The sequence below is a fragment of the Undibacterium sp. Dicai25W genome (genome assembly GCF_049340505.1).
GTDB lineage: Bacteria > Pseudomonadota > Gammaproteobacteria > Burkholderiales > Burkholderiaceae_D > Undibacterium > Undibacterium jejuense.
In genome coordinates, this window is sequence record NZ_JBMPOQ010000005.1 from 223,173 (window position 1) to 242,984 (window position 19,812).

Consider the following 19,812-nt stretch of genomic DNA (forward strand, 5'->3'; position numbering starts at 1 on the left):
ACTTATATCGGATTGTTCAGCGATAAAGAAAGATTGAATGTGATATCTGCTTACAAGGGGCTTGATAGTTGGAACGGGGACTAGCCATCAGCAGATACGATCTGGAAACAAGATAAGGAAGTGAAAGCAAGGCAAAAAAAGGTACTTTTCCAAAATGAACTCTGGCAAGTACCTGGAACATATTGTCGAACTAATTTAATTCGCCATTTAATCAAATTCAATTTTTGGCGATAAATGCCTTAATATCGCCAAGAGATTTTTGTGATTTCCCTGATAATTGATTGGTCGTGCCCTTCTCTTTTTGTAACCTATTTCCAAATATTTCGCCAAAATTTTTCTGAAATTTTCCGACGATTTCTCTGGCGGTTCCCTGCATCTGATCTTTATTCATCATTTTCCTTATCCGCTACGTTCAAAAACAAATGTCATTTTTTAATCCCAATAAAAATTAATGCTGGCTTGGATTAATTTCTAAGGGTGGAATTCAGGCTAGCAGATTTGCTTGATTTTTCTGTACGCCAAAGAACATTCGCGGCAAATGATGAATAATAAAGGTCAAAAAAGAGGCTCCAATACTTAAACTACAGACCGATTTTTCTCAACAAAGAACGAAAATTTATCGGCTTCCATAGGCGAGGCAATGACATAACCCTGCCCTTCTTCACAACGTATCTTTTTTAAAAAATTCATTTGTGTCGTATCTTCTACACCTTCAGCAACGACAAGATAATTAAGGCTATTTCCCATAGCGACTATAGCACTGACAATGGCGCAATCTTCGTTTAATGCCCCAATATCACGGACAAAGGATTGGTCAATTTTTAGCACATCGATCGGAAATTTTTTCAAATAACTTAAGCTTGAATAACCGGTACCGAAATCGTCGACAGCAATTTTCACGCCCATTTTCTTTAGTTCTCGTAAGATATCTGTGCTGAGATCAACATCCTGCATCAACACGCTTTCAGTAATTTCTAACTGCAGGTATTTACCATCTAATTTGCAATCTGCCAGTATGTCTGCGACCGACGTAGCAAAATCAAGCCGACGAAACTCTAAAGCTGAGATATTGACGGCGATGTTGAGAATCAGAATGCCATTTTCTATCCACGATTTCATCTGTAAGCATGCCTCTCGCAATACCCACCGACCTATTTCAATGATCAAGCCTGAATCTTCCGCAATACCGATGAATCGTGCTGGCTTAACATTGCCCCACACTGGATGCGGCCATCGTAATAAAGCTTCGGCACCGGTAATTACACCACTTCTCAAATTTATTTTTGGTTGGTAATGCAAAACAAATTCTTTTTTGTCTATCGCTTGCCTGAGATTGGATTCAATCAATTGCCGCTCAACCGCACGCTCATTCATTTCTTTTTTGAAAAATTGGAAGTTATTTCTTCCTCGTTCTTTCGCTTGGTACATCGCCGTGTCAGCATTTTTAATCAGTGTTTCCGCATTTTCACCATCATTGGGATAAATACTAATCCCAATACTGGTTGTCACATGAAGAACATGTTCCCCGACATTCTGCGAGTTGGATAAAACGCGCAGAATTTTGTTTGCGGTCAGTGCAGCGTTTTCGCCAGATTGGTCTTCGTTTATCAGGATAATGAACTCATCCCCGCCTTGCCGACTCACGGTATCTGAATGACGGACACAACTACATAACTTTTCTGTTACCGACTGTAATAGCAGATCACCGACCCCATGTCCCAGCGAATCGTTAATGTGCTTAAAATTATCCAAATCCAAAAATAGAATAGCGAGTTGCGTATGTCTGCGGTTAGCGAGGTTAATTGCCTGGGAAATTCTATCGTTTAAAAGTATACGATTAGGGAGATTGGTTAAAAAATCGTGCTTAGCGAAATAGGCCAGTTTCGCCGACATCGCCTGCGTTGCAGTGATGTCATGAAACACCATCACGGCACCGACTAAAGACCCGCTAGAGTCATGCACGGGTGCGGTTGAATCTTCAATATTGAGCTCGCTTCCGTCAGGACGAACCAACACAGCTCCTGGTTGCAGAGTACTGGGATGGTCATTTTCGAGAACAACATCAACGGGATTGCGGGTACTCTTCCGTGTCTCTGCATTGATAATTGGCATAACATCGGAAATCGCACGCCCCTTAGCGTGTTGCCTTGTCCACTGTGTTAATTGTTCTGCAGCGACATTCAAATAGTCAATGTTTCCGGCCAAATCGGTTCCTACTACCGCGTCACCAATAGAGTTAAGAATGATTTCTGCACGTGTTTTTTCAATAAAGCTCACTGTTTGCTTTAACTGATGTTGAAGCACATTTCTCACGGTCTGCGCAACCAGATAATTAGGGGAATGCGACTTCGCTAAGTATCCCGCGATTCCGGTTGAGTCTGATTTATCAATCGATAAATTAGCGGCTTCATCAACTAATATCAATATCGGCGTAAAAGGGACGATTCTGCTCAAACGGTGAAAACTATTCATTCCCTGGCTGTCGGGCAAAGATAAATCCAATAAAATAGCGTCTACTTTATGTGAGGTCAGGTAGCTTATTGCTTCAGAGAGTTTGATCGCACTTTCTATGTCGTACTGATCAGCCGCCTCATTGCGTAATGCATAGTCAAGCTGCTTAATATCTGCAGCGTTATTGGAAACGATCAAGACTGAATTGGTCATGAGATGAAAATATGTTCCGTATTGAGACTAAGCTTCAACATTATTTACGCTCTTTTTTACAGAACTGTTCAACACCACAGCTGTTAAGCATACCAACCAAGCCAGCAACCGCCAACGCTTGCCACGGCGATTCTGAGGATATTTTCTCTCCAATATCCTGCACGGTTTCGTTTATTACTACCCTTGAAGGGGCTGGCGCGATGCGATTCATTATTTGCTCCAGACACTCTACTTTTTGCACCAATTCATTTCGTAATATTCTCATCTGAGGATTTGACTCCCCTTCCAATTTTTCTACAATATGCTCGACCTCGTGCATCAATATACGAACCTCAAATACCAAAGTAGTGAGATGCCAGGTCAGATCGTTTTCGGGAAGTAAATTCATGATCATTTTCGGTAGATGAACTGCAGCAGAATTTACGGTAGACGATTGTCGGCGTCAGTACGATATCGCACAGTCATTTAATCATCGGGATTGCTATCAGCACTGATCACGGCAAATCTGCCAACAGGGGGCGCTATTTATTTCAAAACTAGAATTAATTGAAAAATTTTGCGTCTGCTTAACTTGTTTTAATCATGTGTGTGACAGCGCGCATAGTATTTTTACCCGCTGTGATAGCCTTGGGATAAAGTTTTTATCATTGGGTCAGCTACCATTTGCTGATCCTATTGGATCTATTTGATGCACGATATTTTCTCTTATTTGTTGATTCGTCGGAATGCCTGTTTTTCCCGACAAAATCACTTGTTTCATGCGTCGATTTACATCGACGTTCAAGTTTTGACACCAAGGTTAATTAATTATGTCCACGCCTATCAGTCCGATGGAAAATCGTCTCCTGGCAAGCTTAGTGTTGGTTGAATTCGAGCGACTAAAGCCTAATTTAGAGGTGGTAAATTTGGCGGTTGGCGATATCATTTATGAATCTGGCGCTCGTCAGGAATTTGTCTATTTTCCTACGACAGCGGTCATTAGCTTGTTGTATATGATGGAAGATGGCGAACTCGCTGAAATTGCATCGATTGGTAGCGAGGGTATAGTTGGCATTTCCTGGTTTCTGGGCGGGCATAGCGCGATCAATTCTGCGACCGTGCAACGCGCCGGCGATGCATATCGGCTACGTGGTCGCTATCTCAAAGAAGAGTTCGATCGGGCTGGATCGTTTTTGCGCTTACTGTTGCGATATACTCAGGCACTGATTACACAAATGACGCAAATTGCACTTTGTCACCGCTATCACAATGTGGAGCAACAATTGTGTCGCTGGTTATTGCAAAATATGGATCGTTCATCGTCCAACACCATGAAGATGACGCAACAGTTGATCGCTAATAGCCTGGGCTTTCGACGTGAACGCATCACTGAAGTTGCGAGCAAACTGCAAGATCAACATATAATACGTTATAGTCGCGGCAGTATTGTTATCCTGGACCGCGCAGGTCTTGAAAAAAAAGTCTGCGAATGTTACTGGGTCATCAGGCAAGAATTTGATCACATGCTACACCAGCCGCAAGAACATCAAAATGCCTAGCAGGCGCTAAGTCTGGCAAGATTATCGATTATGTGTGCGCTATCGAACATACAAGGCACATAATACTGATACTCTATTGCAATAGAAGCCTTTGGGCATACTACGCAATTTTTTTCGATAGAGTTAAGAAAATACTTACTTTATTGTTAAAAAAATGATGTCTTCACATGAAGAGCGAGTCTGGTCTGAGCGTACCGGAAGACTATTCTTGTTATCTTAATTGAAGGCAATCAGACAAAGCTTACGCTTTTCTTTTTGATTGAATATCTTGAACAGTCCCTTAAAAAATCATCTGTTAGCTGCCATTCCGGCGACATCGTTAGAAAGACTGATTGCCCATTTAGAATTAGTCGAAATGCCTTTGGGGCAAACACTTTACGAAGCAGATTCGGCTATAGAGCACGTGTTCTTTCCGACGACATCAGTGGTGTCGCTCTTGTACGTGCTTGAAAATGGAACATCCGCTGAAATTGCAATTGTCGGCAATGAAGGCATTATAGGCATTTCTTTATTTATGGGCGGTGAAAGTACATCAAGCCAGGCAATCGTGCAAAGTGCAGGTTTTGGCTACCGCTTAAAAGCTGAATTTCTTAAAGATGAATTTAGCCGCGCAGGTCCATTTCTACGATTACTCCTGCGTTACACTCAGGCACTGATTACGCAAATGACACAAACTGCGGTATGCAATCGGCACCACAGCCTGGAACAACAGTTTTGTCGTTGGTTACTTTTAAGTCTGGATCGCATTCCTGTCGACAATATCGACATGACGCAAGGTTTGGTCGCCAATATGCTTGGAGTCCGCAAGGATAAAGTGAGTACAGCGACGGGTGAGCTTGAGCGCTTGAACATTATTCATTACCGTAACGGTCGTATTAGTGTACTGAAACGCGCTGAATTGGAAAATCATGTTTGTGAATGTTACGGCGTAGTAAAAAATGAATATCAACGCCTACTCTCGGAAATCAGTGAGAATGCAGCAATTGAAAAAAATACTGTACCAGCGATTGAGATAAACGCAAATAACCATGTTCATTGAATTGTATCGCGAAGGTAAAAACCACTCATCCGCTTAAAGTATCACTGTACCGATGAGTGGGAGGCGAAACTAGCAACTACCATTCAGCTACTAAGTAGTCCAGAACTATTCGACGTGACCGGGCGTGGTGGTGGTGGAAGCTTCGGCGTTACCGGAGGCGAGGCAGGTGTGAATATTGGTGCCAATACGATTGATGACGTTTGACGTATACGTTGTCGATGCAAGTCATCACACATGAGTCGGGCAAACTCTTTTTTGACAACAGCATGACACTCGCAAACAAGTCCTTGCAAACCAAGCGGATTGCTTATCGTAATGTGCCCGCGCCGGTAATGAATGTAACCAAGATTCTGTAGATGACCAGCTGCTTCGGTGACCCCTTCGCGTCTGACACCGAGGATGTTGGCGATCGTTTCCTGGGTCACTTTGATTTCTTTCGACACTACACGATCGTTTGTGATCAATAGCCATCTGCACAATTGTTGCTCTATGGAATGGTGACGATTGCAGACCGCTGTTTGAGTAGTTTGCGTAATTAAAGCCTGGGTATAGCGCAACAATAATCGCAAGGTAGGACCGGCAAGATAAAATTCTTTGAGCAGTATGTCCGCTTTCAGCTTATAAGCATGTCCTGCTATCTGTACTATTGCTCGGGTTGGCATGGTTTGCCCGCCCATCAACAACATCGTCCCCAACATTCCCTCGTTTCCGATCCCTGCAACTTCAGAGGAACTGCCATTTTCCATCAAGTTTTGCAATGAAATGGTTAATGAAATCGGAAAATAAACATAATTAAGTTTACCGCCAGACTCATAGAGTACATCCCCTGTTTTCAGGCTCACTAACTCCAGATAAGGAGCAAGTCTGTCGTATTCATTATCAGGTAAAGCGCCCAGTAGATGATTTTGATTCGGGTTATACGCACAATTATTCATGGTGAACATCCTGCTTTCATTCATTAAATTGATGAAGACAAAGCGGCGAAAAAGCATTTAAAACCAGACATCAATACAACGATGCAAATGCAGCTTAATGTTTCGTCAAGCATCTCTCTGTGCGGAAACGGACATATGACTAAAAACAAACAAAAAATTACTAAAAGACATCGTACACAAAAAAATCAATATTTCTATTTGTGCTCTGGCGCACCGACAGGCCAGGTAATTTTGCTGATCATAGGTAGTCAGGTGCTACCGATCGTTGTTGCGTATTAAGACACAACGGCATCAAACTAAATTGCTTCTATTTAAACCATCACTCGGAGAAACTCATGCTCTATACGATTGCTGTTGTCTTAATTATTCTGTGGCTGATTGGGATGGTGAGCGCCTATACCATAGGTGGGTTCATTCACGTACTGTTAGTGATCGCTGTGATTATGATACTGCTGCGACTAATTAGCGGAAGAGGCATTTAAATGCTTTAAATCTATACCTAAATTGGTAGTCGATCGGTTCAGATTGATTTACAGGGTTCAATCAAGTAAATCAGTATACCGATCGAAATAAACGTTACGCTTATGTACAGATTCAATAGTAACAAGCATTTCGCTGTACGCGACGATATTTATGTCACTATGTGTTCGCTAAGTGCGCACTATGTGCTATAGCGCACATACAAAATGTAACAATTAGAACAATCTAATAATAAATACCGCCTGGCGGATCGGTAATTTAGCCGTTATAGACTATCCCCCAATACAGCATGGCGTAGAAGTGCCAGCAATGTTGTTCAGAGTTAGAAATTTTCCCAAAAATTTTATGTGAAAATAGGTATTAATCAATACCTCGTAGCGCGCTGCATTGAACACTTGCCGTAACATCAACATCGCTTTCAGGTAAAGAAACGTTATGAACCCGAGTACAAAACCGCAAGAAAACCATTTGTTAGCTTGCATGCCGGAAGATGTACTGACCAGATTACTTTCAAAACTAGAAGCTTTTGATTTGCCACTTGGCAAAGTTTTGTATGAATCTGGTGGTGTGCAAAACTACGTCTTCTTCCCGACTACGGCCATTGTCTCTTTGCTTTATGTTCTCGAGGATGGTGGATCGGCCGAGATTGCCGTGGTTGGCAATGAAGGCATCGTTGGTGTGTCTTTGTTTATGGGAGGCGAATCAACACCTAGCCGTGCCGTTGTGCAGAGCGCAGGAGCGGGTTTTCGACTACCTGCCTCCGCCATCAAGGAAGAATTCAACAAAGCAGGACCTGTTCTACATCTGTTACTCCGTTACACGCAGGCACTTATTACGCAAATGTCGCAGACTGCCGTATGCAACCGTCACCATACGCTGGATAAGCAGCTATGCCGATGGCTGTTACTCAGTCTGGATCGATTGAACGGCGTAGATTTGATCATGACCCAGGAACTCATCGCTAATATGTTAGGTGTGCGGCGTGAAGGTGTAACCGAAGCAGCACTCAAATTACAAAATGCAGGCTTGATTAGCTATACGCGTGGCCATATTAAAATTCTGGATAGAATTGGTCTGGAAAAACGAACGTGCGAATGCTATATGGTTGTGAAGAAAGAATACAATCGCTTGCTTCCTGAAAGAACGGCGACATAATGTTTTCCCTGCACTGACCAAAAATAAAAGGCTAAGGTATCACTTCATGTCGATCACACAGAACTTTTTCTACAGGTGTAATACAAATAGCAATCGGATCACTGGCCGGGAAAGTTTCCCATAAAGCTTCATCGAGAGCAGCTTCTTCTGCTTTACTTTCTTGTATCAAGAGATCAGAGTCGAGTTGACCTATTTTCTGCTTTACATCGACTTTTGCTGACGCAGGTAAGGGATGTAACTTGTTTTTTTTATGCATGCGATTCTCCTATACGTAGAGTTATCTGGGCAAATCAAAATCAAACATGGGAGTACCAACGTTACCCCCATATTCGAATGATTTAGCGATTGACAATGTGCCCGGCGTCATCCGAAAGAATAATCTCAACGCGACGGTTCATCTGGCGATTTTCTGCCGTACTGTTATCTAATAATGGAAATTGTTCGCCATAGCCGTGCATTGTAATTCGTGCTCTTTGCACGCCCATCAGTTGCAAAGCGCTGCTGACCGCATTGGCTCTACGTTCCGACAACTGCAAATTGTAGGCTGAACCACCGGTACTATCGGTGTGCCCCTCAATTAATAATATTTGTTGTTGATGCACTTGCAAAACAGTGGCTAATTTTTGTAGTTCACGCATCCCGTCAGGATTCAAGCGTGCATCATTGGTGCCAAATAAAAGATCCCCCAAGGTAATTACGATGCCGCGATCGGTATTTTTTGCTTTGAGATCTGCCAGCTCTACTGATAAAGCCGTGACTTTTTGTTGTGCCGTCTGCGTATTAGCCTGCGCTACCTGCGCTGCATAAACTGCCTGATCTGCCCTATTCTTTTCCTGGTTCACTTCCTGCGTTCGTTGATCGAGGCGCATCTCATCGCGTTCTTTTCCTGCATTAGCAATCTTATTTTCTGCATTTTTTTGTTTTGCCGCTTCTTTTGCAATGTCTATTTTTTTACCAGCGAGGTAAGCGAGTTTATCTATTTCTTCGCGACTTTCATTATTGCTTGCAGCATTATTTGCTAATACCATTGCATCATCCGCCTGACGCATTTCTATTGGCGCTAACTGGGCAATGCGTGGATTGTTTTGTGCCATCTGATATTGCTGTCGTGTGTTATCTAATAAACTCGTCGATCTCGGCGCAGTGCTGCAAGCAGTCAACATTGCCACCATCAATAGCGCACCTGGCGTCATCGAAATTTTATTCATGATGTTTCTCCATTTTTGATTATTGGCTTTTTTTGCTGCATTTATTTGTTGTTCACGCGATTTAGCTCTTCGCGTAAAACCCTGATGTCTTCCTGTAAAGCCGTTGCCGCCTGCTGCGCTTTGGTTGAGCTTACTTTGGTTTGAGCAAGTTTGGCATCTGCTTGCGCTTGCGCTGCATAATCAGACGCAGCTTGATAGTCATGTGCGGCCATTGCCGTATTCGCCTGAGCAAGTTTTTCCCGGGCTGAGCGCATTTCTGCCGGTGCATATTCACCACCGCCAACTGCTGCAGCGCCATTCACTGCTGAAGTGGAAACAGCAACATCCGCTGTTGCTGGTGTCTGTAGATTGCTGCAAGCGCTGATTGTAAAAATATATGCAAAAAAGCTGCTGGCAAAAATGAGGCGCAACAAATTTGATGCGTGAGGATGTGCGGTAAGCATTGTTTTCTCCGTAAAAGACAATCAGTAAATCTGAAATGACTTTGTATCCTGGACTGGCATATCGTATCTGTACGATGCCGCACCTAGTGCTATCCATCTGCTTTCGATCTACTTTCGATCTGTTCTTCATTCCGAGCCACTATGTACGTCAGCGTACCTACAAGCTTCGGTCATTGCTCTAAGATCAATAAAATGTGCGGTTTCCCGCGCAATCAATACCGTGATATCGAGATTTAACTCATCGTCAAAAGAAAGTAGCGTGCCATTTGAAAACTATCCAACAATACCTTTCCGATGGTTTTTACAGTTTGCGCACTAACTGGCTCATGAAGCGTCTATGGTTCCGTTCGCATCGACAACAAAACACGACGGAATCACCGTTACGGGCTGAACTGTTTAGCGCGCTACAGATGGAACAACATGGAAGAATTCTCGCGATAGGCCATGTACTGAGTCCCACTTTCCATTCAGATCAGCTTCTATCACGTTTATCAAATAACGAAGAAGTTATCGTCACTACCTGTGGTCTGCTGACCGAAGTAATCAAAGATGGTCACCAAGTCACTCCGGCCGCGGCATGGTTACTGGATAATTTTTATCTCATCGAAGACCAGATCAGAACAGCCAAACATCATCTTCCTAAAAATTACAGTAAAGAGCTGCCCTGCCTGTCGACTGGCAATTGCACCGGGAAACCACGGGTGTATGGAATTGCTTTAGAAACGATATCGCATGGCGATGGGCGCATCGACCCTGAAAATTTGCGCCACTTTATTATGGCTTATCAAGTCATCTCCACCTTAAAGCTAGGCGAGTTGTGGGCGATTCCCATCATGCTAAGACTAGCTTTGATAGAAAACCTCCGCCGCGTGGCCGCGCGCCTGGCGACTACGCAAGAAAATCGCAAACTCGCGATTGTCTGGGCGGATGCCATGATTACCACCGCCGAGAAGGATCCCAGCAATCTGATTCTATTGGTGGCTGACATGTCACGCTCACACCCGCCACTGGATAGTTCATTTGTCGCTGAGCTGGTAAGACGTCTGCAAGGTCAGGCGCCAACATTAATTTTGCCCTTGAATTGGTTGTCACAACGTCTTGCTGAAACAGGGCAAACGATAGAAAAATTAGTTCAGCAGGAATCGCAAAAACAAGCCGCGGATCAAATTTCGATCAGCAATAGCATTGGCAGTTTACGGCTACTTAGTGCGATGGATTGGCGTGAATTTGTTGAAAGTATGAGCGCGGTGGACAAAGTCTTGCAACAGGATCCGGCACAGGTTTATCTACATATGGATTTTGCAACGCGTGACCGTTATCGCCATGTTGTAGAAAGCATCGCAAAGCAAAGTGAATTATCTGAAGTCGATGTCGCAAAAGCCGCACTGGATTTAGCCAATAAAGAATTGATTAAACAGGTTCCACATGATCGTCGCTCGCACATTGGCTTTTTTTTGGTTGATCAGGGTTTGCCAACACTCGAAGATCTGGCACGTGTGAAGCTTAGTGTATGGGAGCAAATTTGCCGTTGGACAAAAAAGCATGCTTTTTTCATCTATACCGGCAGCATTGTATTGCTAAGCCTTTTTGTCACAACATGCCTTCTGTTGCCGGCGATTGATCTGAAAGATAAATCTTATTTGTTGGTCGCATTTTCTATCGTTTGTGTTTTAGTTGCCAGCCAATTTTCTGTCTCCGTTATCAATTGGTTAGCCACTCTGCTGGCCGTACCGCATTCGCTGCCACGGATGGATTTTTCAAAGAGAATCCCACAACAATGTAGTTGTCTGGTAGTAGTGCCTACCATGTTGTTTAACACCGAAAATATAGATGAATTATGTAATGCCATGGAAGTACGCTTTCTGGCAAACCAGGATTTTCATCTACAGTATGGCTTGCTGACGGATTTTTCGGATGCAGATCTGGAAAAACTCGCTTCAGATGATGCTTTACTGGAACGGGCAACCCACCATATCGAGCAATTAAATATAAAGTATCCGCGTGCAGGTGGTTCTTATTTTTTACTCTTTCACCGGCCACGAATCTGGAATCCGCAAGAAAACAAATGGATGTCATTTGAGCGTAAGCGCGGCAAGTTAGCCAGCCTGAATGCATACTTGCGCGATTTGAGCGGCAATGCATTTTCTCTGGTGGTGGGTGACACCAGCGGCTTGGCTAAAATAAAGTACGTGATCACGCTCGACACAGATACCGAATTGCCACGTGACGCCGCCTCCTTATTTGTTGCAACAATGGCGCATATATTAAACAAGCCTAAATACGACGATCATCTTTGTCGGGTGACAGAGGGATATGGAATTTTACAACCCCGTATCACCGTAGGCATCCCCTCCTTGCATGCATCGAGGTATGAATTATTGTATGGCGGGGATGTGGGAATTGATCCCTACACCAGAACGGTGTCAGACGTGTATCAAGATATATTCAATGAAGGATCCTTCATCGGCAAAGGTATCTATGACGTTGATGTTTTTGAGCAGGCACTTGCGAACCGAATGCCAGAAAATCGGATTTTAAGCCATGATCTTTTAGAAGGTTGCTATGCGCGCGCGGGCCTGCTTAGTGATATTCCATTGATCGAAGCCTATCCTGCTAGCTATCTTACTGATATGCGTCGCCGCCACCGTTGGGTGCGTGGTGACTGGCAAATAGCTTCGTGGATGTTGAAAAATGTCCCAGGCTCTTTGACAGAAAATTCCGATGCAAAAAAGACGTGCCAAAATCCACTTTCGTATCTCTCTCGCTGGAAATTATTTGACAATTTACGGCGTAGTGTCACGCCTCTGGCTCAGATCTTGTTTTTGCTCGTTGGATGGCTATTACTCTCATCACAGATCAGCCCCAGATTTTGGTCCTGGGCGCTGGTAATTTTATTGGCGTTTCCATCGATCTCCTCCTTTATATTAAATTTATTCAAGAAACCGACAGATATTTTGCTGTATCAGCATCTCGTCGCCTTAATTAAAAATACGAAGCTACAGCTGACGTATGCGTTTCTACACCTCTGTTTTTTGCCTTATGAGGCATGGGTAAATACCGATGCCATCCTGCGTACACAATGGCGTGTTTTATATTCGCATCAACACTTACTCGAATGGAACCCGTCTCACCTGGATATGCTATCAGGCAAGAATAGCTTTCTTTACGCCTTAAAAAAGATGTGGATTGGTCCGATGTTAGCGGGTGTGCTATTTATCGTCCTGACATCAGACATGAACAGTAGCGTCTCCGCATGCGCCCCCTTTATCCTTTGTTGGCTATTTTCACCTCTCCTTGCTTACTGGATCAGCTTACCCAAAATACGCGAGATTCAACAGCTTACTGCGACACAAAATACGTTTCTGCATCTGCTATCCAGAAAAACCTGGCGCTTCTTCGAGACATATGTGGGTTCGCAAGATCATTGGCTGCCACCAGATAACGTGCAATTGGATCCAGTTGCAGTTGTCGCGCATCGTACATCTCCTACCAATATTGGTTTGTCTTTATTGGCAAATGTCGTTGCTTTCGAATTTTCTTATATCTGTGCAGGACAACTTCTTACACGTACCAATAATACGTTTCAAAGCATGAAAGTATTAGACAGATACAAGGGCCATTTTTATAATTGGTACGACACCCTCACGCTGACTCCTTTACAACCGATGTACGTGTCAACGGTGGATAGCGGAAATTTATCTGGGCATCTGCTTACGTTACGCCCTGCATTGATAGACTTAATTGAGCAACCGATTCTTCATCCTCGCTTATATCAAGGGCTCTACGATACGTTTGAAGCACTGACAGAGGCGTTAAATGGGATTCTATCCCCTGTGATTTCGGTCATAAACGACAAGCTGATGCAACTTTTGCAAACGCGCCCGCTTTGTTTGCATACCACTTACTGTGATCTCAACAATTTAATTTCTCTGATTGAAGAATCCAGAACCAGCTCACTAGGGCAGCCTGTCAATCCTGATGTTTCAATCTGGAGTACTGCCTTACTAAGCCAATGTCAAAGTCAGGTCGGCGAAATACTTTATCTGGCACCATGGATCAGCGATGCACAAATTCCAGTTTGCTTTGAACACTTTCCGCAATTAAAGGGAATACCTAGCTTAAAGCAATTGGCGAATTTAAGTTGCGTCCATCATCAGACAATGGCGGACAGTTTGGCGGTACATCAGTATGATCAGGATGAGGAAAAAAATAGCTCGTGGACTGCATTAATCATTGAAGCGCAACACCGGGCCGAATTGCGTATCGCTGAAATACATCGTTTAGCCGACATGGCGACCACTTTTTCTGAGGTGCAATACGATTTTTTATACGACACGACCACCCATTTACTGTCGATAGGTTACAACATCAATGAACGACGTTGCGATGTCAGTCGTTATGATTTATTGGCTTCGGAAGCGAGGTTGGCGTGTTTTATTGGTATCGCTCAAGGTCAACTTCCACAAGAAAGTTGGTTTGCGTTAGGGCGTCAACTCACGATCGCCGATAGTGAACCTATCTTGCTATCGTGGAGTGGCTCGATGTTTGAATATTTGATGCCGCTGCTGATTATGCCTACGTTTGAGCATACGCTACTGGAACAAACCTACCATGCAGCTGTAAAACGACAAATTGAGTATGGCTTCCAGCGCGGCGTACCGTGGGGGATTTCTGAATCTGGTTACAACGCTTTTGATACTAATCTAAACTACCAATATCGCGCGTTTGGCGTACCTGGCCTCGGGTTTAAACGCGGTCTGGGTGATGACCTGGTCATTGCTCCTTATGCTTCTATGATGGCGTTGATGGTTGAACCTGAAGCTGCATGCGAGAATCTGATGCAAATGGCAGCGGTTGGATTTTGTGGCGCTTTTGGCTTTTTTGAGGCGATAGATTACACGCCATCACGCTTGCCCCGTGGTCAGGATCACACCTTGATCCATTCGTTTATGTCACACCATCAAGGTATGGGCTTATTGTCCTTAGCGTATCTATTATTAGACCAACCTCTGCAAGCACTGTTTGAGTCCGATCCCTTACTCAAAGCAACCATACCTTTACTCTATGAGCGCGTGCCTAAAGTAACCGCGAAGTATGCCAACACCACAGAATTGGCTGATATCCGCAGTAGCACCAACGAAGAGACCACCCCACTACGGGTTATTTCACAAGCGAATTCTAAAACACCAGAAGTACAACTGCTCTCCAATGGACATTATCATGTCATGGTGACCAGCGCCGGAGGCAGTTATAGTCGTTGGAATGATATGGCTGTGACTCGCTGGAAGGAAGATAGCACCTGTGATGACTGGGGCAGCTTTTGTTACGTGCGTGACGTTGAAACAGGACGTTTCTGGTCTACCGCTTTTCAACCTAGCCTGGTCAATTCCCCTCAATATGAAGTTGTATTTTCGGAAGGCCGGGCTGAATTTCGCCGGCGCGATAATAATATTGATTTACATACTGAAATTGTCGTCTCACCAGAAGACGATATTGAATTGCGTCGTACCCGTATCATTAACCGTTCAGGGCGGCGACGGACGATAGAATTCACTAGCTATGCAGAAGTCGTATTGGCCTTGCCTGCTGCCGATAATTCGCATCCGGCTTTTAGTAAATTATTTGTACAAACCGAAATACTGCCTGAACAAGCGGCTATTTTATGCGTACGCCGTCCCCGCTCCAGCACCGAGCAAGTTCCAACGATGTTTCATTTGATGGCGCTGCATGGTGTAAATGCCGATGAAGTTTCTTACGAAACTGACCGGCTGCAATTCATTGGCCGTAACAATACTTGCACCTACCCCAATGCCATGAAACATTCTGGTCCCTTATCGAATAGTGCCGGTTCAGTGCTTGATCCCATTGTCGCCATTCGCTATCAACTTACCTTAAACCCAGAACAAACTGCGACCATCGATATCGTCACTGGTATCGCAGAAACACGCGAGACGTGTCTGGCACTCATAGAAAAATATCAGGACCAACATTTGGCTGAACGCGTGGTCGACTTGTCCTGGACTCACAGTCAGGTTGTACTCCGTCAATTAAATATCAGTGAAAAAGACGCGCAACTCTATGCGCGACTGGCGAATTCTGTGATCTACGTTAATCCTCTGCTGCGTGCCAGCGAAGATATTCTGATGCAGAACCATCGAGGTCAATCCGCGCTCTGGAGCTACGCTATTTCAGGTGACGTGCCGATTGTCTTATTGCAAATTAGCAGTCAGGAGCATATAGAACTGGCGCGCCAACTGATACAAGCCCACGCCTATTGGCAATCAAGAGGTTTAGCGGTCGATCTGGTCATTTGGAACGAAGATCACGCCAATTATAGACAAGTTCTTCAAGATCAGATTCTGGGGCTAATTTCATCGGTGATCGGAACGCACGCCTTAGAGAAACCGGGCGGCATTTTTGTGCGCTCTATCGATCAAATTTCAAATGAAGACAGAATCTTATTTCAATCGGTGGCACGTATCATTTTGAATGATCATCGCGGTTCGCTTTTAGAGCAATTAAATCGCCGTGACCTGGCGGATATCCGTCCTGGAAATCTTATTCCAATCAAAAAGAAGCAAATTTATTTACCATCAATTTCAGAGGTACCCGCAGAAAAGGAGCCGTCACGTCAATTTGAAAATGGTATTGGTGGTTTTTCGGACGATGGCCAAGAATACCTGATCACAAATAGTCATAGCTTGTCTACCCCTGCACCTTGGGTCAATGTATTGGCGAATCCCATGTTCGGGAGCATCATTTCCAACAGTGGTCAGTCATACACCTGGTCAGAAAATGCACATGAATTCCGGCTGACACCGTGGAACAATGATCCGGTGACCGATATGGGTGGGGAAGTATTTTATTTACGCGATGAAGAAACCGGCAAATTCTGGTCGCCGACCGCTCTTCCCCACTGCGGCAATGGCGAATATTACGTACGGCATGGTTTTGGATACAGTGTTTTTACGCATACAGAAGAAGCGATTCATACTGAATTGACCATTTATGTCGCCTTGAACGCACCGATCAAGTATGTGGTGTTCAAAATTATCAACGAATCACAATTGCATAGACAACTTTCCGTCACAGGCTATGTTGAATGGGTATTGGCAGATTTATCAAATAAATCGGCAATGCATATCGTCACAGAAATGAATGCCAGCCACAACGGCATTTGCGCTCGCAATTCTTACAATACAGATTTCCCTGGACGAGTAGCCTTCTTTAGCGTCAACAGCAGCAATTGCTCTGTTACCGGTAATCGCGCTGAATTTATCGGACGTAATGGCAATTTATATGATCCGGCGGCAATGAGTAAGGGCTATCTATCTGGCAAGGTGGGTGCAGCTTACGATCCTTGTGCTGCGATACAGATTGCTTTTGATTTAAATCCCGGTCAACAAAAGGAATTGATTTTCGTTTTAGGGGCAACGGATCAATCATCAAGTTCGCCCGAAACGTTAATGCGGCATTATCTGAACGCCGATGCGGCGGCACGCTCGTTAGCTGAAGTCAGGGAATACTGGAAAAAAACCTTAGGTATTGTCAAAGTGACGACACCAGATGTTGCCCTCAACGTGTTGGCAAATGGCTGGTTACTTTATCAAACGATAGCTTGCCGCTTATGGGCACGAAGTGGCTACTATCAATCTGGCGGCGCATTTGGCTTCAGAGATCAATTGCAGGACACTATGGCGCTGGCGCATACAGCACATCAATTAGCCAGAGAACAGATCTTGTTATGCGCCGCCCATCAGTTCATTGAGGGCGATGTGCAGCACTGGTGGCATCCACCAACACAAAGAGGCGTGCGTACACATTGTTCTGACGATTATTTATGGTTACCTTTAGCAGTTTCCCGCTACGTCAACAACAGTGGCGACACCGGCATTTTAGACGTCAAAATTCCATTTATTGAAGGTCGTGCGCTCAGCTCCGACGAGGATTCTTACTATGATCAGCCGTCCCGTTCACAGCAAACAGCAACCTTATACATGCACTGCGTACAAGCCATAGAGCATGGCTTACGCTTTGGGTCACACGGATTACCTTTAATGGGCTCGTGTGACTGGAACGACGGTATGGATAAAGTTGGTAATGAAGGCAAAGGCGAAAGTGTCTGGCTCGCCTTTTTTCTGCATGAAGTCTTAATGCAATTTTCTACGCTGGCACTACAGAAAGAAGACGACGTCTACGCCAAGCATTGCGAGGATCAGGCGAAACGAATTGCAGGGTTAATTGATAAGGCGGCGTGGGATGGAGCTTGGTATAAGCGCGCTTACTTTGATGATGGAAGTGCTTTAGGTTCAACAAAAAATGCTGAATGCCAGATCGATTCGATCTCTCAGAGTTGGTCCGTTTTGACCTCAACAGGTGATCCGGCGCATAGAAAGCAAGCAATGGAATCTCTGTATCAACGACTCGTCAACAAAGAAAAAGGGATTATTCAACTACTAGATCCACCATTTGATCAGTCCGGACAAAATCCTGGCTATATCCGAGGTTACGTGCCTGGGGTACGTGAAAATGGGGGACAATATACGCATGCCGCAATTTGGGCGGGAATGGCATTTGCCAAACTAGGTGAAGTCGATCACGCTTGGGAGGCGTTTGACATTATCAACCCGATCAACCATGGCAATACACCTACCGCAATCCAAGTCTACAAAGTGGAACCCTATGTGATTGCCGCCGATGTCTATGGCGTTGCACCCCACATAGGACGCGGTGGATGGACCTGGTATACAGGTTCTGCGGGATGGATGTACACGTTTATGATGGAATCATTGCTCGGCATCCATCGCCGCAATACGGAACTACACATTTCTCCGTGCTTACGCCTGAGTTGGAACGGCTATCAACTCGATTATCGCTATTGCGACACTGACTACCACATTGACGTCACAGTTCACGACGATCCAGAGCAAGTCTCCAAATTGTATTTCGATGGGATATTGTCTGAAAAATTACATATTGATTTAGTTGACGATAAGCGATCACATCAACTACGTTTAGAATTTCTTCGGACTCCAGTGGGAGAGAATTAGGTTTCGGCCAACTGCGAATGCAGTGCCGGTTGCATTCGCCTTACCGTCTAAAAAGCAACACGGTAACGCATTGAGAATATGTTCGATAACGCACCGAAATGAAACAGATAGTCCAATACGCTATGAGTGTGCCAAAACGCTGATCGGCATACAAATTTTCTTACTAACCAAACTGGAGAAATAAAAATGACAACAAATAGCGAAGCAGTAAGCTTACACGAACAAGCAGCTAACGATCATACTGAAGCAGCCTCACATCATCTGGATGCAGCATCACACCTTGCGAAAAACAAAGTGGAAGAGGCAAAAGTATGCGCTGATCACGCAATGAAATCCTGTGACAAAGCCGCAAAAAATACAGCAACAGCCTGTAAATCTACTGCTAAATAAAGAATTCAAGTGTCTTTACTTTGAGGAGTAAAGACACTTCAACCTCTATATATTGGCTACAACAAGGAAAATAACATCATGAACAAACAACTACGTTCTATTTATCAAACCGCCGCCCTTGTGTTCGCCAGCCTGTTTTTCGCCGGTGGGATCAATCAGGCCTACGCTGCAAGCACCGCAGCAGAACTCAATCTTGAGGCAAATGAGTCTTTAAAAGCGCTTTATCACAGCAATCCTACAGCACTTGAATTGTCAAAAAAAGCACGTTCAATTTTGGTATTTCCTAAGATAGTCAAAGCTGGCCTGGTATTTGGCGGAAGTTTTGGCGAAGGCGTTTTGCTCAAAAGCGGCCAAATGAATGAATACTTCAACTCCGTTTCGGCTTCATGGGGCTGGCAAGCTGGTGCTCAATCCTACGGATATGTGATTTTCTTAATGAGCGATCGTGTCGAGCAAAGCATCCGTGAAGCAAAGGGATGGGAGGTAGGCGTTGGACCCACTGTTGTTGTAATGAATGAAGGTGCTGCAAAAAATTTCTCTACTTCGAGTCTCAAAGATGACGCTTACGCCTTTATCTTTGATCAGCAAGGCTTAATGGTCAGCATCAGTGTCGAAGGTACGAAAATTTCCAGAATTAAAAGATAAGGTATTACTTGTTTCAATGAGCAAGATTCACTAGGATTTATGCAAAATTATTCTAATTTGACATTACCACGACGACAATAGAAAAACAAAGTTTTTGATATGCTACTTTTTCAGGTTTTATTGTTATCAGGGATAAATTTGTGTAAGTCCTATTAAACTCGCTGTTTATTTCACGCCTCAGGTGAACTTGAATGAATTAGGGCATACTCCAGTCCGCAGCTGCCTTAAGAATTATCATTCAACACAATCCGCAACGAGACGTACG

The 19,812-nt window shown here is 44.2% G+C and carries 15 protein-coding genes; 8 read left to right on the plus strand and 7 right to left on the minus strand.

Features of this window, described 5'->3' with window-relative positions; translation table 11 throughout:
* Positions 1-217 precede the first annotated feature (217 nt).
* The 3 genes from ACO0KY_RS08475 to ACO0KY_RS08485 all read right to left on the minus strand — a co-directional run bounded on the left by ACO0KY_RS08475 (position 218) and on the right by ACO0KY_RS08485 (position 3,052).
* A complete protein-coding gene (locus ACO0KY_RS08475; RefSeq protein WP_186913297.1) occupies positions 218-391 on the minus strand; it encodes a CsbD family protein in 174 nt (57 codons plus the stop codon).
* Between the two features lie 185 nt (positions 392-576).
* Positions 577-2,664 carry an EAL domain-containing protein gene (locus ACO0KY_RS08480; RefSeq protein WP_423045233.1) on the minus strand — a complete coding sequence of 696 codons (2,088 nt, stop codon included), beginning with the start codon at positions 2,662-2,664 and terminating at the stop codon, positions 577-579.
* A gap of 40 nt (positions 2,665-2,704) precedes the next feature.
* Entirely contained in the window at positions 2,705-3,052 is a 348-nt protein-coding gene (locus tag ACO0KY_RS08485) for a hypothetical protein (protein ID WP_423045234.1), read from the minus strand.
* Between the two features lie 421 nt (positions 3,053-3,473).
* Here ACO0KY_RS08485 and ACO0KY_RS08490 point away from each other — a divergent pair, with 421 nt between their 5' ends.
* Both ACO0KY_RS08490 and ACO0KY_RS08495 read left to right on the plus strand, forming a co-directional pair.
* A complete protein-coding gene (locus ACO0KY_RS08490) occupies positions 3,474-4,202 on the plus strand; it encodes a Crp/Fnr family transcriptional regulator (RefSeq protein WP_423045235.1) in 729 nt (242 codons plus the stop codon).
* A gap of 259 nt (positions 4,203-4,461) precedes the next feature.
* A complete protein-coding gene (locus ACO0KY_RS08495; protein ID WP_422988297.1) occupies positions 4,462-5,241 on the plus strand; it encodes a Crp/Fnr family transcriptional regulator in 780 nt (259 codons plus the stop codon).
* A gap of 83 nt (positions 5,242-5,324) precedes the next feature.
* Here ACO0KY_RS08495 and ACO0KY_RS08500 read toward each other — a convergent pair whose 3' ends face one another.
* Positions 5,325-6,176 (minus strand): Crp/Fnr family transcriptional regulator, encoded by an 852-nt coding sequence (locus ACO0KY_RS08500; RefSeq protein WP_423045236.1) that lies wholly within the window; start codon positions 6,174-6,176, stop codon positions 5,325-5,327.
* Positions 6,177-6,311: 135 nt separating this feature from the next.
* Between ACO0KY_RS08500 and ACO0KY_RS08505 the strand changes: the two genes are divergently transcribed.
* The 3 genes from ACO0KY_RS08505 to ACO0KY_RS08515 all read left to right on the plus strand — a co-directional run bounded on the left by ACO0KY_RS08505 (position 6,312) and on the right by ACO0KY_RS08515 (position 7,811).
* Complete coding sequence (locus ACO0KY_RS08505) at positions 6,312-6,455, plus strand: hypothetical protein (RefSeq protein ID WP_423045237.1); 144 nt, start codon at positions 6,312-6,314, stop codon at positions 6,453-6,455.
* Between the two features lie 56 nt (positions 6,456-6,511).
* Positions 6,512-6,658 carry a lmo0937 family membrane protein gene (locus ACO0KY_RS08510; RefSeq protein ID WP_186913303.1) on the plus strand — a complete coding sequence of 49 codons (147 nt, stop codon included), beginning with the start codon at positions 6,512-6,514 and terminating at the stop codon, positions 6,656-6,658.
* 433 nt (positions 6,659-7,091) lie between these two features.
* Entirely contained in the window at positions 7,092-7,811 is a 720-nt protein-coding gene (locus ACO0KY_RS08515; protein ID WP_423045238.1) for a Crp/Fnr family transcriptional regulator, read from the plus strand.
* 31 nt (positions 7,812-7,842) lie between these two features.
* Here ACO0KY_RS08515 and ACO0KY_RS08520 read toward each other — a convergent pair whose 3' ends face one another.
* The 3 genes from ACO0KY_RS08520 to ACO0KY_RS08530 form a co-directional block, all read right to left on the minus strand.
* The gene (locus tag ACO0KY_RS08520; RefSeq protein WP_423045239.1) at positions 7,843-8,067 is read right to left on the minus strand and encodes a hypothetical protein; all 225 of its coding nucleotides are present in this window, start codon (positions 8,065-8,067) and stop codon (positions 7,843-7,845) included.
* Between the two features lie 82 nt (positions 8,068-8,149).
* On the minus strand, positions 8,150-9,019 hold the full coding sequence (locus ACO0KY_RS08525) for an OmpA family protein (protein ID WP_423045240.1): 870 nt from the start codon (positions 9,017-9,019) through the stop codon (positions 8,150-8,152).
* A 41-nt stretch (positions 9,020-9,060) separates the two neighbouring features.
* Entirely contained in the window at positions 9,061-9,462 is a 402-nt protein-coding gene (locus ACO0KY_RS08530) for a DUF4398 domain-containing protein (RefSeq protein ID WP_423045242.1), read from the minus strand.
* A 266-nt stretch (positions 9,463-9,728) separates the two neighbouring features.
* Here ACO0KY_RS08530 and ACO0KY_RS08535 point away from each other — a divergent pair, with 266 nt between their 5' ends.
* From ACO0KY_RS08535 to ACO0KY_RS08545, 3 genes are all read left to right on the plus strand, one after another.
* Positions 9,729-18,512 (plus strand): GH36-type glycosyl hydrolase domain-containing protein, encoded by an 8,784-nt coding sequence (locus ACO0KY_RS08535; protein ID WP_423045244.1) that lies wholly within the window; start codon positions 9,729-9,731, stop codon positions 18,510-18,512.
* A 186-nt stretch (positions 18,513-18,698) separates the two neighbouring features.
* Positions 18,699-18,902 carry a hypothetical protein gene (locus ACO0KY_RS08540; RefSeq protein ID WP_186913307.1) on the plus strand — a complete coding sequence of 68 codons (204 nt, stop codon included), beginning with the start codon at positions 18,699-18,701 and terminating at the stop codon, positions 18,900-18,902.
* 78 nt (positions 18,903-18,980) lie between these two features.
* On the plus strand, positions 18,981-19,547 hold the full coding sequence (locus tag ACO0KY_RS08545; RefSeq protein WP_186913308.1) for a YSC84-related protein: 567 nt from the start codon (positions 18,981-18,983) through the stop codon (positions 19,545-19,547).
* The last annotated feature ends 265 nt before the right edge of the window (positions 19,548-19,812 follow it).

Bases quoted from the DNA above. Each gene is read 5' to 3' on its own strand.
- ACO0KY_RS08490 (WP_423045235.1), top strand. From the start codon at position 3,474: ATGTCCACGCCTATCAGTCCGATGGAAAATCGTCTCCTGGCAAGCTTA.
- ACO0KY_RS08515 (WP_423045238.1), top strand. From the start codon at position 7,092: ATGAACCCGAGTACAAAACCGCAAGAAAACCATTTGTTAGCTTGCATG.
- ACO0KY_RS08510 (WP_186913303.1), top strand. From the start codon at position 6,512: ATGCTCTATACGATTGCTGTTGTCTTAATTATTCTGTGGCTGATTGGG.
- ACO0KY_RS08480 (WP_423045233.1), bottom strand. From the start codon at position 2,664: ATGACCAATTCAGTCTTGATCGTTTCCAATAACGCTGCAGATATTAAG.
- ACO0KY_RS08540 (WP_186913307.1), top strand. From the start codon at position 18,699: ATGACAACAAATAGCGAAGCAGTAAGCTTACACGAACAAGCAGCTAAC.
- ACO0KY_RS08530 (WP_423045242.1), bottom strand. From the start codon at position 9,462: ATGCTTACCGCACATCCTCACGCATCAAATTTGTTGCGCCTCATTTTT.
- ACO0KY_RS08520 (WP_423045239.1), bottom strand. From the start codon at position 8,067: ATGCATAAAAAAAACAAGTTACATCCCTTACCTGCGTCAGCAAAAGTC.
- ACO0KY_RS08545 (WP_186913308.1), top strand. From the start codon at position 18,981: ATGAACAAACAACTACGTTCTATTTATCAAACCGCCGCCCTTGTGTTC.
- ACO0KY_RS08485 (WP_423045234.1), bottom strand. From the start codon at position 3,052: ATGAATTTACTTCCCGAAAACGATCTGACCTGGCATCTCACTACTTTG.
- ACO0KY_RS08505 (WP_423045237.1), top strand. From the start codon at position 6,312: ATGACTAAAAACAAACAAAAAATTACTAAAAGACATCGTACACAAAAA.
- ACO0KY_RS08500 (WP_423045236.1), bottom strand. From the start codon at position 6,176: ATGAATAATTGTGCGTATAACCCGAATCAAAATCATCTACTGGGCGCT.
- ACO0KY_RS08475 (WP_186913297.1), bottom strand. From the start codon at position 391: ATGAATAAAGATCAGATGCAGGGAACCGCCAGAGAAATCGTCGGAAAA.
- ACO0KY_RS08525 (WP_423045240.1), bottom strand. From the start codon at position 9,019: ATGAATAAAATTTCGATGACGCCAGGTGCGCTATTGATGGTGGCAATG.